Raw genomic sequence first — 15347 nt, 5'->3', positions numbered from 1 at the left:
CACCTCTTTAAGAACTGAATAATCCTTCGTAGATCGAGCGCAGCCCCAACACCAATAAGGCAATGCGCAATATGACGACAAGCGTCTCAGACTGAAGTTTTTTGTTTAACCCTGCCCCTATTTTCGCCCCGATATAAGCTCCGGGCACTACAGCCAATGTGTAAATCCATGGAATGTTGCCAAGTGAAAAATGGGTGATGGAGTTGACAATCGCCGATAAAAACACCATGAACATGGAAGTACCGACTGCCACGTGCGGCGGGAATAAGAACAGCAGAATCATGGCTGGCACCATCATCGAGCCGCCGCCGATGCCAAACAGGCCGGAAGCAAAACCGACAGCAAATGTCAGCACAAGCGCCGCCCAAATCGGGTATCCATAAACATATTCCTTGTTCATAGAATCCTTAAAATGATACTTTTTGCCGTTGTCGACAAACCAGTGGACTTCTTTTAGCCGGTCCCGAACTAACAGCAAAGCCGCCAGGAAGACCAGCAAAATGCCGAAATACAAGTTAAAAGAAGGCAAATCTAGCCCTTTATTCACAAATGCTCCAATAATGGTTCCAGGAGCACTTCCTGCAAAAAAGATAAATCCGCTTCGGTAATCGACGGTTTTCACTTTCATATAAGACAAAGTGGAGGATAGCCCTGTAAAAATCATCATGATCACCGATAGCCCAACAATTTTCTGTGGTGACAACTCAGGGAAAAACGTAAACGCCGTGCCGAGAAACAGCATGGCCGGAACGAGAATGACCCCTCCGCCAAGGCCGATCAACGCACCTACGATTCCTGACAATAAGCCAACAATCGCAATTAGCACAAACTCCATTAAAATTCACCTTCAAACAAATCGAGCTGTTTCTCATTGAGTCCTTGAAATTCCAATCCATTCATCTCTTGGAATTGTTTGGCGTCTCCCGCCGCATGGCCGCCGGAGTTGTTATTGAAAATCACATACACCTTATCAGTGGATTTTTCTAAGGATGCAACGGCTTCGCTAATTTCTTCCAGCTCTTTTTTATTGTAATCATATAAGTAACGGACTTCCCGCCATTTTTTGGCATTGCCCGGATTCAGCCAGCCGTGGACATTGCGGCCGTGCAGCCGAAAGAGCACTTTGTCTTCTCGGGTGGAAATCGGCACTAATGGAATGGAACCGTCTCCTGCCTGCGGTTCATCGCAAACTGAATGGATCAAGTTGTTTTCCCTTAAAAATTCAATCGTCTTCTCCTTTAGTTCCGGAGCATACCACGATTGGTGGCGAAACTCGATTGCCAAATCAAATTCCTGCAAACGCCCGACAATCTCCCGGATTTGTTCGACATTGTCCCGCTGGCAATCAAACCAAGGCGGAAACTGAAGCAGCACCATCGCCAGCTTCCCCGCTTCCTTTAAAGGCCGAATCGACAAGCGGAATGCTTCAAACATTTCGTCGCGGCTATCGAATGGGTTTTCCCCGCGCTGATGCCCGGTCATGCCTTGATACGCTTTCACCACAAACTGAAATCCTTCCGGCGTCTCGTTGATCCATTTGCGGATATTGCGCTCGGGCTGGACTGCATAGAACGATGAATCCAATTCAACGATTGGAAAATGCGAGCTGTAGTCAATTAGTTTTTCTGTTTTCTTTGAGCCTGGGCTGTAGACGTCCGGATGGTCGCCCCAACCTGTCAAACCAACGTATATCATCGTCCCGCCTCCATTTTTCGTTATTATTTTATGATAGCACACAAAAAATTGGACGTCTTTTTGTAAGATGCCCTTTACGGCAATTGCAAGGTTTCCAATAGAAAAAAAGCAGTTGCTGTACATTTCCCTGCTTTCGGATATGCTACACTTTAAAAAAAGGGTGAGGAGATGATTTCCATGAAAAAAGCATGGGACCATAAAGGAATGATCGAGAAATTCAAAGCCCGTCGCAACGAAGAGCTTGCTGTGCCGATGAGCGCTTATATGCGACATCAATTTGCCTTTCTTGGCATCAAAACACCCTTACGGAAAACCTTGCTGAAGGAACAGTTTAGCGAATATCATCTCCCTGAGCCCGAGCGTTTAAAAGAAGAAGTATGGAAACTGTATGAACTGCCGGAACGCGAGTACCAGTATGCGGCCATCGCTTTGCTCGAAAAAATGGTTAAGCACTTGTCGCTTGCTGATCTGCCCTTTTTGCGGCAATTGATCGAAAGCAAGTCCTGGTGGGACAGTGTGGATGCCATCGCACCGCGGACAGTTGGCCTTGTGGTCAAAAATGAACGGGCTGCCGGAACGCGTGCCATGCTCGAATGGTCGCAAGCAGAAAACATGTGGACAAACCGCGCCGCTATTCTTCATCAATTAAAATACAAACAAGAAACCGACACGATGATCCTTAGCCGGATTATTCTCGAACACGCCGCTTCGCCTGAATTCTTTATCCAGAAATCCACCGGCTGGGCACTTCGCGAATACGCCAAAACCGATGCCGACTGGGTACGATCTTTTGTCTTGGAAAACGAACTGATGCCCCTCAGCAAACGGGAAGCAGTGAAAAATATTAACTGATAAAAGCCCGGCGCATAAGCGCCGGGCTTTGTTCGTTTCTGCATTTCAATTATGAAGCATCATGACTGTTCATCTTGTCAAAAGAGTCCGCCGAGGCCTTTTCCGCCAATGATCGATTTTGCAGATTCGAACAGTTCTTTCTTTTCATTTTCGTCAATTTTTCCATCTTCGTGGGCTTGTTTGGCTTGTTCCATCACTTCTTTTGCCTGCCCCAAGTCTGCGTTGCTAAGCTTGGCTTTCAATGCATCGAATGTTTGGCTCATGTCCAGCATTCCTCCTTGAAATTTACTTACCCAGCTACTATACCCTTTCATGAGTCCCCAAAACTTAATAAGATTGTCCAGAGTTTACTATAAAAAAACACTTATTGATCTTTTGTCTTTAAGAGATTCCATAAAAAAACCCCTTGGCATGAACAGAGCCATACCAAGGGGGGATAACTTTATTAACCGATAGAGCCTTCCATTTCGAACTTGATCAAACGGTTCATTTCTACCGCATATTCCATTGGAAGTTCTTTTGTGAATGGCTCGATAAAGCCCATTACGATCATTTCTGTTGCTTCTTGTTCAGAAACACCGCGGCTCATCAAGTAGAACAATTGCTCTTCAGATACTTTTGAAACTTTCGCTTCATGCTCTAAAGATACGTTGTCGTTCAAGATTTCATTGTATGGAATTGTATCAGAAGTTGACTGATTGTCCATGATCAATGTATCACATTCAATGTTTGAACGGGCGCCATCAGCTTTGCGGCCGAAGTGAACGATCCCGCGGTAGGAAACTTTACCGCCTTGTTTCGAAATGGATTTCGAAACGATTGAAGATGAAGTGTTTGGAGCCAAGTGAATCATTTTCGCTCCAGCATCCTGGTGCTGTCCTTTGCCGGCGATTGCAATCGACAAGGTCATGCCGCGTGCACCTTCGCCTTTCAAGTAAACAGCTGGGTATTTCATCGTCAATTTAGAACCGATGTTGCCATCAATCCATTCCATTGTACCGTTGGCATCTACAAATGCACGTTTCGTTACAAGGTTGTAAACGTTGTTTGCCCAGTTCTGGATGGTCGTGTAACGGCAATATGCATCTTTTTTCACAACAATTTCAACTACAGCAGAGTGCAGAGAGTTTGTTGTGTAAACCGGTGCTGTACAGCCTTCTACATAGTGAACGCTCGCGCCTTCATCTACGATGATCATCGTACGTTCGAATTGGCCCATGTTTTCCGAGTTGATGCGGAAATATGCCTGAAGCGGAGATTCCACTTTAATGCCTTTCGGTACATAGATGAACGATCCGCCTGACCATACTGCTGTGTTAAGAGCAGCGAACTTATTGTCTGCAGCCGGAATTACGGTCTGCCAGTATTCACGGAACAAGTCTTCGTTTTCACGAAGCGCTGCATCTGTGTCTTTAAAGACAATCCCCATATCTTCCAATTCCACTTTCATGTTGTGGTAAACCACTTCTGATTCATACTGTGCAGAAACACCTGCAAGGTATTTCTGTTCAGCTTCTGGAATTCCCAATTTATCAAAAGTTGCTTTGATTTCATCTGGAACTTCATCCCAAGAAGTTTGGCTCGCTTCAGATGGTTTTACGTAATACGTAATTTCATCGAAGTTCAACGAACCTAAATCGCCGCCCCATTGTGGCATTGGCATTGAATAGAACAATTTCAACGCTTTCAGGCGGGATTTCAACATCCATTCAGGTTCGTTCTTGATACCTGAAATTTCTCTTACGATATCTTCTGTAAGTCCACGTTTTGATCGGAACACCGAAACATCTTTATCGTGGAACCCATATTTATAATCACCGATCTCCGGCATTTTTTTTGCCATCGTCGTTCCTCCGTTCTGTGTTACGATTTTTCTTCGCTTTTTACGCCTTTTTCCATGGCTTTCCATGCAAGAGTAGCACATTTGATGCGCGCTGGGAATTGTGAAACACCTTGCAATGCTTCAATATCCCCTAAATCGATTGAATCATCGTATTCTTTTCCAAGCATCATATCTGAAAAGATATGCGAAAGCTGCAATGCCGTTTCGACATCTTTGCCTTTAACCGCCTGGGTCATCATTGAAGCAGATGCCATCGAAATCGAACAGCCTTCGCCATCGAATTTTGCATCTTTGACAATATTGCCTTCGACTTGCAGCGTCAGTTGAATCCGGTCGCCGCATGTGGGGTTGTTCATTTCGATATTTACGCTGTTGGATTCAAGTACGCCTTTGTTGCGCGGTGTTTTGTAATGATCCATAATGACTTGCCGGTAAAGTTGATCTAAATTATTAAAAGACATTATTGAAATACTCCTTTGCTGTACGCAGGCCTTCCACTAAACGATCGATGTCCGATTCGTCATTGTAGACGTAGAAGCTGGCACGTGCTGTAGCAGTCACGTTCAGCCACTTCATCAACGGCTGCGCACAATGGTGTCCAGCGCGGACAGCAATGCCGCTCATATCCAGAACAGTTGCTACATCATGCGGATGCACGTCATTCAAGTTAAACGTTACAATGCCTGCACGTTTCGCGGGATCTTTCGGGCCGTAAATTTGGAGTCCCTCGATGCCGCTCATTCTGTCCATCGCATAAGCAGCCATCGCATGTTCGTGCTGTTCGATATTATTCAAGCCGATTTCATCCAGAAAATCGATTGCAGCACCGAGTCCAACCGCTCCTGCAATAATCGGCGTCCCACCTTCAAATTTCCAAGGAAGCTCTTTCCAAGTTGAATCATACAGGCCAACAAAATCAATCATTTCTCCGCCGAATTCAACAGGTTCCATTTCTTCCAATAATGCTTGTTTGCCATATAATACGCCGATTCCCGTAGGACCAACCATTTTATGGCCAGAAAAAGCAAAGAAATCACAGTCGAGCTGCTGAACATCGATTTTCAGATGCGGCGCAGCCTGGGCTCCGTCCACAACAAGAACGGCTCCATTTTCATGGGCAATCTGCGCAACTTCTTTTACCGGATTCATCGTACCAAGGACATTCGAAACGTAGACCATTGAAACAATTTTCGTCCGTTCAGTTATAGCTGCCCGCACTTGTTCCAATGAAATCGTGCCGTCTTCTTCAAGTTCGATGTACTTCAGAATCGCTCCGCGTTCTTTTGCGAGTTGCTGCCACGGAATGATATTGGAATGGTGCTCCATATAAGTGATGACGATTTCGTCGCCTTCTTCCACATTCGCTCTGCCGTAGCTTTGGGCTACTGTGTTGATGGCAGTCGTAGTCCCGCGGACGAAAATCACTTCTTTGGCATCATTGGCATTGATGAACTTCCGGACCTTTTCACGTGCGCCTTCATACTTTTCCGTTGCCCGGTTGCCGAGTGTATGCACACCGCGGTGGACATTGGAATTGTCAAACTCGTAATAGTTTTTCAATGCTTCAATGACCTGCACCGGTTTTTGGGAAGTGGCTGCACTGTCCAGATAAACAAGTGGGTGGCCATTAATTTCTTGGTTCAGTATCGGAAAATAGCTTTTTATCTCTTGGTTGATCATTAGCGGACTTTCCTTTCGATAACCTCCGTCAATTGCTTTTTAACGCCTTCGATTGGCAGCACATTTACTACTGGTGCCAAGAAGCCGTGAATAACAAGACGTTCAGCTTCCTGTTTTGTGATGCCGCGGCTCATCAAATAATACAATTGAAGCGGATCTACTCGGCCAACTGAAGCAGCGTGGCCTGCGGTTACATCGTCTTCGTCGATCAAAAGAATCGGGTTTGCATCTCCGCGTGCTTTCGGGCTCAGCATAAGGACACGGGATTCCTGTTCAGCATTCGCTTTTGAAGCCCCGTGTTCGATTTTGCCGATGCCGTTGAAAATAGCGGATGCCGCTTCTTTCATAACGCCATGCGTCAAGATCTGGCCTTCTGAATTTTTGCCCCAATGCGTTACAGTTGTGGTAAAGTTCTGTTTCTGAGTGCCTCTGCCCACTACCACCGTTTTTGTATCGCCGGTTGAATTGTCGCCAATGAGGTAAGTTGTGTTTTCAGAAATCGTATCGCTGTCGTTCATCATGCCAAGCGCCCATTCAATCGTTGCATCGCGTTTCGCGACTCCGCGGCGGTTGATATAAGCTGTAAATCCTTCAGCCAATACGTCCACTGCACCGTAAGTGATTTTCGCATTGTCTTCTGCAATAACTTCAGAAACGATGTTTGCGAGTCCGTTAGCTTTGGGTACTGTTGAAATATAAGTTTCAACATACGTTACCTGGCTGCTTGTATCTGCTACAACCAACACGTGGTTGAACAGTGAAGCGTCTGCGTTGTCGTGGATAAATACCACTTGGACAGGCTCTTCGATGACAACGTTTTTCGGTACGTATAAGAATACGCCGCCGTTTAACAACGCTGCATGAAGCGATGTCAATTTATGCTCTTCCGCTTTTACAGCTTCGTTCATAAAATATTTTCCGACTAGGTCTGCATGGTCACGGATCGCGGTGAAGATATCAGTTAAGATAACTCCTTTTGCTTTCAGTTCTTCAGGCAATGCTAAGTATGCCGGCGTGTTATTGTGCTGGATGTAAAGATTTTTCTGGTTCAAGTCAACAAGAGACTGCACTTCTTCTGGAAGCTCCGTAAGCGAAGCATACGTTGAGCTCTCTGTTGAATGCACAGGAAACTCAGTAAAGTTCCAAGCAGTAATTTTCGTTTTATCAGGTTTTGGCAACGGCAATACTTCTGCAGCTGCAAGCGCCTGAACGCGCAAGTTTGTAAACTCTTCAGGTTCTGATTTAGAAGCCGAGAAGGAGCGTACGTCCTGCTCGGTTATTGTTAAATTCGTTTCAACCGTCACGTTAGTTTCCCCTTCCAATTAAGCTTCTTGTCCTACAGTCTCATCTTCGATTCCAAGTTCCGCTTTGATCCAGTCATAGCCTTCTGCTTCCAGTTTCTGAGAAAGTTCTTCTCCACCGGATTTAACAACACGGCCCTGCATCATTACGTGAACGTGGTCAGGCGTGATGTAGTTTAACAAGCGCTGATAGTGAGTGATGATCAAGCAGCCAAAGTTTTCGCTTCTCATTTGGTTAACGCCTTCAGATACAACTTTCAATGCGTCGATATCCAAACCGGAGTCAATTTCGTCAAGAACTGCAATTTTCGGCTTGATCATCATCATTTGAAGAATTTCATTGCGTTTCTTTTCCCCGCCTGAGAATCCTTCATTCAAATAGCGTTGCGCCATTTCCTGGTCCATATCAAGAACTTCCATTTTCTTATCAAGTTCACGGATAAATTTCATCAAGGAAATTTCATCGCCTTCTTCGCGGCGGGCATTCATAGCCGAACGCATAAAGTCAGCATTTGTTACTCCAGAAATTTCACTCGGGTATTGCATGCCAAGGAAAAGGCCAGCGCGGGCACGTTCGTCCACTTCCATTTCCAATACGTCTTCGCCGTCCAAAGTAATTGAACCGGATGTTACTTCATATTTTGGATGCCCCATGATAGCAGAAGCCAAAGTTGACTTCCCTGTTCCGTTAGGTCCCATGATGGCATGAATTTCACCTGTATTAATAGTTAAATTTACACCTTTTAAAATCTCTTTACCTTCGATTTCAACGTGCAAATCTTTAATGACCAAAGTTGACATGTAAATACCTCCATAAAGTTGATGTTGAATGGCAAACCATTCTTAATTAGTATCATTCTAATCTTAACCCAAATCCCCATTAGTAGCAAATCATTAAACCGGAGAAGAATTTTAGAAATGAGCAATTCAAAATGCTGTATTTATTGCTAAAACCGGGTTTTCGGCACACTGTTTCTGAGCCATTTTTATTTTCAATAGAAACTCACTAAATGAGAATACATATCAATCAAAAAACCAGCACCTAAAGGCACTGGCTTAAGCATACTATATTAATCACGGTGTACCAGACGTTCGATCTTTGCAGCCGCTAGCTGCCCTTTTTGATAGTCTCGTTCTCTCCGCTGCTCTACTTCTACAATTTTGTTAGTGTCGTTTTGGTATTCATCAATACCAAATCCGTGGACGTCTCGAAATGCCTGCTCCATTTTTTCAGTGTGCTCAATTCCATGTGAATCGATAGTGAACCATTCCTTTCGAATTTGTATTTCACTACCCATTATACCCCTGTTTCCCAGCTTAAAACCCAAGTACAGCAAATTTGTCAGAAAATAGCACTATCGTCATACAAAGTGGAAGAACCTATAAAAAGACCCGGAATAGGAATATTCCGGGCCCTGGAGCAATTATTTTGCTACTTCTGTATAGATGCTTGATGGGTTAAGTTCCAAAGATTCCAGCATGGCGTTGAACTTTTCATCCGCTTCAGCGAATTTAGCATTTGCCGCTTCGAACGAAGCTTCTTTGGTCAGTTCTTCCGCTTTCATGTCGTAAGATTCTTTAATAGAAGAAAGTCCCGCTTCGATATCTTCTTTATGGTCAGCCAGCGATTCCGGAATTTCAATTCCTTCCACTGCTGCCGCTGTTTTTTCAGCAGAAGCTTTAGCTGCATCTTTCATTGCCTGCAAATCTGCCCCTTCAGGAAGTGTGCTTTCTGTCTGGTTCACTTCAAACGTGTTCAAGTCAACATCTGCGCCGTTGATTGTTTGAGGAATGGACATATAGAAACGCATAAATTCCTGCTTGGCGTTGCCGGTTTCTTTCGATGTCTCTTCTGATGCAGTCTGTTCTTTAGCTGTGTCTTCCGTAGCAGTTTCTTCACTGCATGCCCCTAGGAATAAAGCAGCTGAAAAGCCGATCATAAGCAATTTCTTCATGATGTTTCCCCCTTGTAATTGAAATCCTCAGTTATAATAGCATAGCTGAATGAAATCGTATACAGTAGGGCGAATAGCCGGAATTCATTGAATTCCCATATTATTGCAATACTTTTTTCCCGTTAGTAAACCGGTCTACAATCATTGCAAGTGCCCCATCGCCCGTCACATTCGCAGCAGTGCCGAAGCTATCCTGTGCCAGGTATAAAGCGATCATTAACGCTATCATCGTCGGATCGAAGCCGAGCATGGCTTCAAGCAAGCCGATAGCTGCCATAACAGCCCCTCCCGGCACTCCCGGAGCGGCAATCATAGTGACGCCCAGCATGAAGATAAAGGGCAGGAAACTTGAAAAGCTCGGCAGATCTCCCGTCAACAGCAGCACACCGATGGAGCACGACACGATTGTAATGGTGCTTCCCGACAAATGGATGGTCGCGAATAATGGCACTGCAAAATCGACCACTTTTTCGTTCGCGCCTGTTTCGCGCGCTTGGCGAACGGTGACGGGAATCGTAGCCGCTGAAGACTGAGTGCCGAGTGCAGTGAAGTATGCCGGCAACATGGTTTTCAATAAGCGCATCGGATTCTTTTTGTTCAGTGTTCCCGCTGCTGTGTATTGAAGCATCAGCATCACCCAATGCAGAATAATTATTAGGACAAACACGACCGCAAAAAGCGATAAAATTTTGGCGACCGCTCCGCCGTATGCCATATTGGCAAAAATCCCGAAGATATGGAATGGCAATAGCGGAATGATGACATACGAAATGGTTTTTTCAATAATGGCCTGAAATTCTTCAAAAAACGAAATCATGGTTTTGCTTCCAGTAGAAGCCATACCGATGCCCAGCAGAAATGCCAATATCAGTGCTGACATGACGCCGAATACCGGAGGCATATCCAAAGCGATAAAAGAGGTGGCCAATGCTTTTTCCGGGTCTTCAATACCGCTCATCGCACCGGCTTCCATAAAGTTCGGCAAAATGGTTGTAGCCGCAAAAAACGCCAGTATACCTGCTGCAATGGTTGACGCATAAGCAAAAAACGTAGCCAGCCCGAGTAGTTTTCCTGAGCCTTTGCCGAGCTGTGCAATACCCGGTGCAATAAACCCAAGTATGATCAGCGGAACGATGAAATTAAGGAAGTTTCCAAAAATCGCTGTGAATGTGGCGAATATCCGTGCCATCCACTCCGGCGCAAACGAACCAATCAATACCCCTAATGCAATAGCAACAATAATTCTCGGCAAAAGACCGAATTTTACCTTCATGATGTGTCCTCCCTAGATGAACAACTGTATTTTAATTATTATACAAAAGTATCATATGGCGAACTGAAAGAGAAGAGAACCTTTAAAACCCGGAATATTTTTATTATTCTATCAAAAAAAATAAAAATCTATTAAACTATGCCCCTCTAAATACTCGCGCCGATTTGTCCGTTCCACACCCCGCCGATCATTCACCACAGAAAACAAAAAGCAGGTCTACTCAATTTCTTGAGAAACCTGCTTTTTTGCATTTTATTATTCAACTGGTACTACAGAACCGCCCCACTCTTCCAAGATGAAGTCCTGAATTTCTTTCGACTTCAATGTTTCGACAAGCGCTTTGACGTTTTCGTTATCTTCGTCGCCTGCATTCACTGCAATTACATTGGCATATGGAGACTCTGAGTCTTCCAGTGCAATCGCATCTTCCAATGGATTCAAGCCGGCATCAATTGCGTAGTTTGAGTTGATCAGCAACGCATCACCTTCACCTGACTCATACAATTGCACCATCAAAGCCGCTTCGTAATTCGCATCAAACTCAAGGTTTTTCGGGTTTTCTACGATGTCTTTCACTTCTGCAACCGTTTTGTCTACGCCATCAGCCAATTTGATCAAGCCTTTTGCTTCCAGCAAAGAAAGAATGCGGCCGTGGTCGGCAACCGAGTTGCTCATCAAAATGGTTGCGCCTTCCGGAAGCTCTTCCAATGAAGCGTATTTCTGGGAGTATACACCGATTGGTTCGATATGGATTGCACCGGCATTTTCAAAGTCATAGCCAAATTCTTTCTTTTGTGATTCCAAGTAAGGAATGTGCTGGAAATAGTTCGCATCGATTTCACCGGATTCTAAATCCTGGTTCGGCAAAATGTAATCCTGATATGTTTCAATTTCCAGTTCGATGCCTTGTTCTTCTAATAGTGGTTTCGCTTCTTCTAAAATAATGGCGTGCGGCACGTTAGATGCCCCTACTTTTATGGTGCTCGACTCTTCTTCGCCTGCTCCGCCGTTATCGCTTCCGCAGCCTGCCAGTGCAAGTGCTGTTAATAATGATCCTACCAATAATTTCTTCATGTCTCTATCCCCTTTTGGTGTTTTTATATGTGTATTACCTTTTATCTGACTTAACTGTCAAACGGTCACCGATAAACTGGATTGCGAAAACGATGATTAAAATCAATATCGTTGCCATCAGCGTTACGTCTTCCCGGCTTCTTTGGAACCCGTCCAGGAATGCCAGCGTCCCAAGGCCGCCGGCTCCAATGATGCCAGCCATAGCTGTGTAGCCAACCAAGGCGATTGCCGTTACAGTAATTCCGGAAATCAAAGCCGGTTTGGACTCCGGCAGCAGCACTTTACGGATAATCGTCCAAGTGGTCGCTCCCATGGAACGTGCCGCTTCAATGACGCCTTTATCAATTTCCTTCAAGGCAATCAAGACCATGCGTGCATAAAACGGCGCGGCTCCAATGATCAAGGCCGGCAAAGCCGCGTTCGGCCCGCGGATGGTTCCAATCATAAACTTGGTAAATGGAATCAACAAAATGATTAAGATGATAAATGGAATTGAACGGAAAATGTTGACGAATGCGCCTGTCAGCCAATTGACAATGCTATTGGCCCATAATTGCTTAGGTGCCGTCAAAAATAAGATGATGCCCAGCACCAAGCCGATGACAAACGTAAAGAATGTCGACATCGCCGTCATGTACAGTGTTTCAAGTGTTGCTTCCCACATATTGTCCCAATCGACGTTTGGAAATAATGACTCGATCATGCCATCACCTCCGTCTGGATACTTTCGTCATTCAAGAAAGCAAGAGCTTGCACAATTTCAGGCTGCGTCCCTTTTATCTGAATGATCAATGTGCCATATGCTCCGCGCTGTGTATGGGAGATATTGCCGTGAACGATGTTAACATCAACCGGATACTTGCGGATCAATTTCGTCAAGATCGGCTGCTCGGTCTGGTCGCCGACAAAAACCAATTTGACCAATTTGCCTGTCGGATAAAGTTCACGCAGATGCTTGATGGTTTCATTTGAATCTTCCGTATCAGTCACTTGGGCGACGAAGCGCTTTGTAATTTCCTGCTGAGGCGCCTGGAAAACCGTCAGGACATCCCCAAGTTCCACAACGCGTCCGCCTTCCATTACCGCTACACGATGGCAAATTTTGCGGATGACATGCATTTCGTGCGTAATCAGCACAATGGTCAAGCCTAAGCGCTTGTTGATATCCACCAGCAGTTCCAAGATGGAATCCGTTGTTTGGGGATCAAGTGCTGAAGTGGCTTCATCGCAAAGCAGCACTTCCGGTTCGTTTGCCAACGCCCGTGCAATGCCGACCCGCTGTTTCTGCCCGCCTGAGAGCTGCGACGGATATGCATTTTCTCTTCCCGCAAGGCCAACAAGTTCAATCAGCTCCAGCACTCGGGCATCCCGTTTGCTTTTCGGGACGCCTGCAATTTCAAGCGGAAATTCAATATTCTCTTTTACCGTACGTGACCACAAAAGGTTGAAATGCTGGAAAATCATACTGACTTTCTGGCGCGCTTTTCTTAAGTCTTGCCCTTTGCTGGCCGATATGTTCTGGCCGCTAATCGTGACCGAACCCGAAGTCGGTTTTTCAAGCCCATTCAACAACCGGATCAATGTACTTTTACCGGCGCCGCTGTAGCCGATAATTCCAAAAATCTCACCGGATGAAATGGACAGGCTCACATCGTCAACCGCTTTTAAAGAGCCCTTGCCTGTGTCGAATACTTTCGACAGTTCTTTTAATTCAATCATCCTTTACAACTCCTACTCCAAAATAAAAACCCTTCTGCGCAGAGCTGAGCAGAAGGGTGACCGTGAAAAACACGAAAACCGCTCTCTCATCTCCCAAAGCTTCCGCTTTGTGTGATTTGGCACCATTTCATTTGCATGACGGTTGCCGGGCTTCATAGGGCACTTCCCTCCACCACTCTAAATAAGAGTTACGATATAAAATTATAATTCAGAAATTCAATTTACCATGCTCGACATTTTTCGTCAATAAATATGTTGAATTAAAAATAATTAACTGCCAGCTATAGGCAAGTTAGCTCAAACTTCAGCGAAGCAGTCTGCACCGGAACCTTTATTTTGTTTCGTTTATACAGATTTCAATTTGCTGTAAATATGAGGCACTGATTGAAAAGCGTAGATCTTTTCTTTCAGTTGGCCATTTTCTGTAATAAGCAAACAAGGTACGCTTTCCACTTGATACAGTTCGGCAATTTCCTGCACGTAGTTCAAGTTCGCTTTTCCCATTGGCAAGTCGGGCAGAAGTTCTTTCACCACATCCATCATTTTTGAAGCCACCTGGCATGTTCCGCACATCGGCGTGTATAAATAATAGGCAGCTGCAGCGTTTTTGTTTTTTTCTTTCAGCCAATCTTTATGTGTCCATTCTTTCATCTTGTTCATCCCTCGGTTAATAGCTTATTGACTTGAACATTTGCCGAAATCAGTACATCCAGCAAGATCCGGATCGGCGTTGTTGCCACTTCCTTGTAACTGCGGTTTATATAGAAGTGCCGGGCTTCAGGAAATTCGCGCTTTACGAGCTTCCTTAACTGTTCACCTGATTTGTCTGCATCCAACAATACGATGATATCCAGATCTTCATAAGGGAGCAGCAATTCTTCAAGCCTTGATGCACTTACTGTACCATTTGTGCAGAGAATCGTCACGGGTTCTGCAATAAGCGGTGCGATCCGGGTCTTGTCGCTAAGTCCTTCGACTACAATTACTTTGTCCATAAGTCTACACCTCGCTGATATAAGATGAAAGATCAGAATCAATTGCTGCTTGAAAAGAATCTATAGGAACCTGCTCTCTATAAGCCTTTCGGCTATCAAAAAAAGCGCCAAGTAATAGGCGCTTTAAAGTATTACTCGTTCGTCATTTCTTTGTATTGGTCAGCAGTCATCAACTCGCTGATTTCTTCTTCGTTTGGAGATTCGATTACCACCATCCACGCATTTTCATACGGAGATTCGTTAACAAATTCCGGGCTGTCTTCTAATTCACTATTCACTTCAACTACACGTCCGCTAATCGGCGCATATAGCTCCGAAACGGTTTTAACTGACTCAACGCTGCCGAAAGGCTCGTCTTTTTTCAGTTCGTCCCCAACTTGCGGCAATTCTACGAAAACGATGTCGCCAAGTTCAGCTTGTGCAAAATGCGTAATTCCAATGCGGGCTGTGCCGCCTTCAACTTTAACCCATTCATGCTCTTTAGAATAACGAAGTTCTTGTGGTGTGCTCATCGAAAACCCTCCAAATTATGTAGTGTACTCAATTTCAGTTTGACATAAAGCCCTTGGAAACACAAGATTTCACTGCTTTCATTTCCAGGTATTTTCAAACTCTTCTTCTTTGAATCCCAATGTTGCTTGTTCGCCGTTCCAAGCGAGCGGCCGTTTGATCAACATGCCATCTGATGCCAGCAATGCCAACTGCTCTTCTTCCGGCATGTCCTTCAGTTTATCCTTTAATCCAAGCGCCCGGTACTTCAAGCCGCTTGTATTGAAAAATTTCTTCAATACCACTCCGCTTTTGGTGTAGATTTCACGGATTTGGTCCTGGGACGGCGGCGCCTCGGCAATGTTAATTTCATTATAGGCGATGCCGTTTTGATCCAGCCATTTTTTTGCTTTGCGGCAGGTGGTGCATTTGGGGTAAGCATAATACGTAATCATGGTAAAACCTCCTTTT

At 44.9% G+C, this 15347-nt stretch carries 19 protein-coding genes and 1 riboswitch; of the genes, 1 reads left to right on the top strand and 18 read right to left on the bottom strand.

Annotated elements, in window-relative coordinates; all coding sequences use genetic code 11:
* Positions 1-7: 7 nt before the first annotated feature.
* Entirely contained in the window at positions 8-835 is an 828-nt protein-coding gene (locus QWY22_RS06320) for a sulfite exporter TauE/SafE family protein (RefSeq protein WP_300983600.1), read from the bottom strand.
* Positions 835-1695, bottom strand: coding sequence for a DUF72 domain-containing protein (locus QWY22_RS06315; protein WP_300983599.1), 861 nt, complete (start codon positions 1693-1695; stop codon positions 835-837). Before QWY22_RS06315 ends, QWY22_RS06320 begins: the two co-directional genes overlap by 1 nt.
* 177 nt (positions 1696-1872) lie before the next feature.
* On the opposite strand from QWY22_RS06315, the gene QWY22_RS06310 reads away from it, so the two are divergent.
* Entirely contained in the window at positions 1873-2547 is a 675-nt protein-coding gene (locus tag QWY22_RS06310; protein WP_300983598.1) for a DNA alkylation repair protein, read from the top strand.
* Positions 2548-2624: 77 nt separating this feature from the next.
* On the opposite strand, the gene QWY22_RS06305 is transcribed toward QWY22_RS06310, so the two are convergent.
* The 16 genes from QWY22_RS06305 to QWY22_RS06230 all read right to left on the bottom strand — a co-directional run bounded on the left by QWY22_RS06305 (position 2625) and on the right by QWY22_RS06230 (position 15331).
* Positions 2625-2810: a hypothetical protein gene (locus tag QWY22_RS06305; protein WP_053167145.1), complete on the bottom strand. Its 186-nt coding sequence runs from the start codon at positions 2808-2810 to the stop codon at positions 2625-2627.
* Between the two features lie 182 nt (positions 2811-2992).
* The gene (sufB, locus tag QWY22_RS06300; RefSeq protein WP_036808280.1) at positions 2993-4390 is read right to left on the bottom strand and encodes a Fe-S cluster assembly protein SufB; all 1398 of its coding nucleotides are present in this window, start codon (positions 4388-4390) and stop codon (positions 2993-2995) included.
* Between the two features lie 20 nt (positions 4391-4410).
* Positions 4411-4851 carry a Fe-S cluster assembly sulfur transfer protein SufU gene (gene sufU, locus QWY22_RS06295; RefSeq protein ID WP_300983597.1) on the bottom strand — a complete coding sequence of 147 codons (441 nt, stop codon included), beginning with the start codon at positions 4849-4851 and terminating at the stop codon, positions 4411-4413.
* Positions 4841-6070, bottom strand: coding sequence for a cysteine desulfurase (locus tag QWY22_RS06290; protein ID WP_300983596.1), 1230 nt, complete (start codon positions 6068-6070; stop codon positions 4841-4843). Before QWY22_RS06290 ends, sufU begins: the two co-directional genes overlap by 11 nt.
* On the bottom strand, positions 6070-7374 hold the full coding sequence (gene sufD, locus QWY22_RS06285; RefSeq protein ID WP_220629544.1) for a Fe-S cluster assembly protein SufD: 1305 nt from the start codon (positions 7372-7374) through the stop codon (positions 6070-6072). The genes QWY22_RS06290 and sufD overlap by 1 nt, the downstream gene beginning before the upstream one ends.
* Before the next feature lie 18 nt (positions 7375-7392).
* A complete protein-coding gene (gene sufC, locus QWY22_RS06280) occupies positions 7393-8178 on the bottom strand; it encodes a Fe-S cluster assembly ATPase SufC (protein ID WP_300984342.1) in 786 nt (261 codons plus the stop codon).
* Positions 8179-8441: 263 nt separating this feature from the next.
* Positions 8442-8669: a YuzK family famiily protein gene (locus tag QWY22_RS06275; protein WP_300983595.1), complete on the bottom strand. Its 228-nt coding sequence runs from the start codon at positions 8667-8669 to the stop codon at positions 8442-8444.
* 126 nt (positions 8670-8795) lie between these two features.
* On the bottom strand, positions 8796-9326 hold the full coding sequence (locus tag QWY22_RS06270) for a hypothetical protein (protein WP_300983593.1): 531 nt from the start codon (positions 9324-9326) through the stop codon (positions 8796-8798).
* A gap of 100 nt (positions 9327-9426) precedes the next feature.
* Positions 9427-10599: a dicarboxylate/amino acid:cation symporter gene (locus tag QWY22_RS06265; protein ID WP_300983592.1), complete on the bottom strand. Its 1173-nt coding sequence runs from the start codon at positions 10597-10599 to the stop codon at positions 9427-9429.
* 255 nt (positions 10600-10854) lie between these two features.
* Positions 10855-11673 carry a MetQ/NlpA family ABC transporter substrate-binding protein gene (locus QWY22_RS06260; protein ID WP_300983591.1) on the bottom strand — a complete coding sequence of 273 codons (819 nt, stop codon included), beginning with the start codon at positions 11671-11673 and terminating at the stop codon, positions 10855-10857.
* 34 nt (positions 11674-11707) lie between these two features.
* On the bottom strand, positions 11708-12376 hold the full coding sequence (locus tag QWY22_RS06255; RefSeq protein WP_036808257.1) for a methionine ABC transporter permease: 669 nt from the start codon (positions 12374-12376) through the stop codon (positions 11708-11710).
* Positions 12373-13392: a methionine ABC transporter ATP-binding protein gene (locus tag QWY22_RS06250; protein ID WP_300983589.1), complete on the bottom strand. Its 1020-nt coding sequence runs from the start codon at positions 13390-13392 to the stop codon at positions 12373-12375. The genes QWY22_RS06255 and QWY22_RS06250 overlap by 4 nt, the downstream gene beginning before the upstream one ends.
* An 83-nt stretch (positions 13393-13475) precedes the next feature.
* Positions 13476-13580, bottom strand: a riboswitch (SAM riboswitch).
* Positions 13581-13737: 157 nt separating this feature from the next.
* Positions 13738-14043: a thioredoxin family protein gene (locus QWY22_RS06245; protein WP_300983587.1), complete on the bottom strand. Its 306-nt coding sequence runs from the start codon at positions 14041-14043 to the stop codon at positions 13738-13740.
* A gap of 5 nt (positions 14044-14048) precedes the next feature.
* Positions 14049-14387 carry a ribonuclease M5 gene (locus QWY22_RS06240; RefSeq protein WP_300983585.1) on the bottom strand — a complete coding sequence of 113 codons (339 nt, stop codon included), beginning with the start codon at positions 14385-14387 and terminating at the stop codon, positions 14049-14051.
* A gap of 131 nt (positions 14388-14518) precedes the next feature.
* Positions 14519-14899, bottom strand: a complete 381-nt coding sequence (gcvH, locus tag QWY22_RS06235) for a glycine cleavage system protein GcvH (RefSeq protein WP_036808246.1) — start codon at positions 14897-14899, stop codon at positions 14519-14521.
* 78 nt (positions 14900-14977) lie between these two features.
* Positions 14978-15331, bottom strand: a complete 354-nt coding sequence (locus tag QWY22_RS06230; RefSeq protein WP_300983584.1) for an arsenate reductase family protein — start codon at positions 15329-15331, stop codon at positions 14978-14980.
* Positions 15332-15347 lie beyond the last annotated feature (16 nt).

The sequence above is a fragment of the Planococcus liqunii genome, from assembly GCF_030413595.1.
Taxonomy (GTDB): Bacteria; Bacillota; Bacilli; order Bacillales_A; family Planococcaceae; genus Planococcus; species Planococcus liqunii.
Note: the sequence above shows the minus strand (reverse complement) of the source record. Positions and strands in the feature narration are given on the sequence as shown.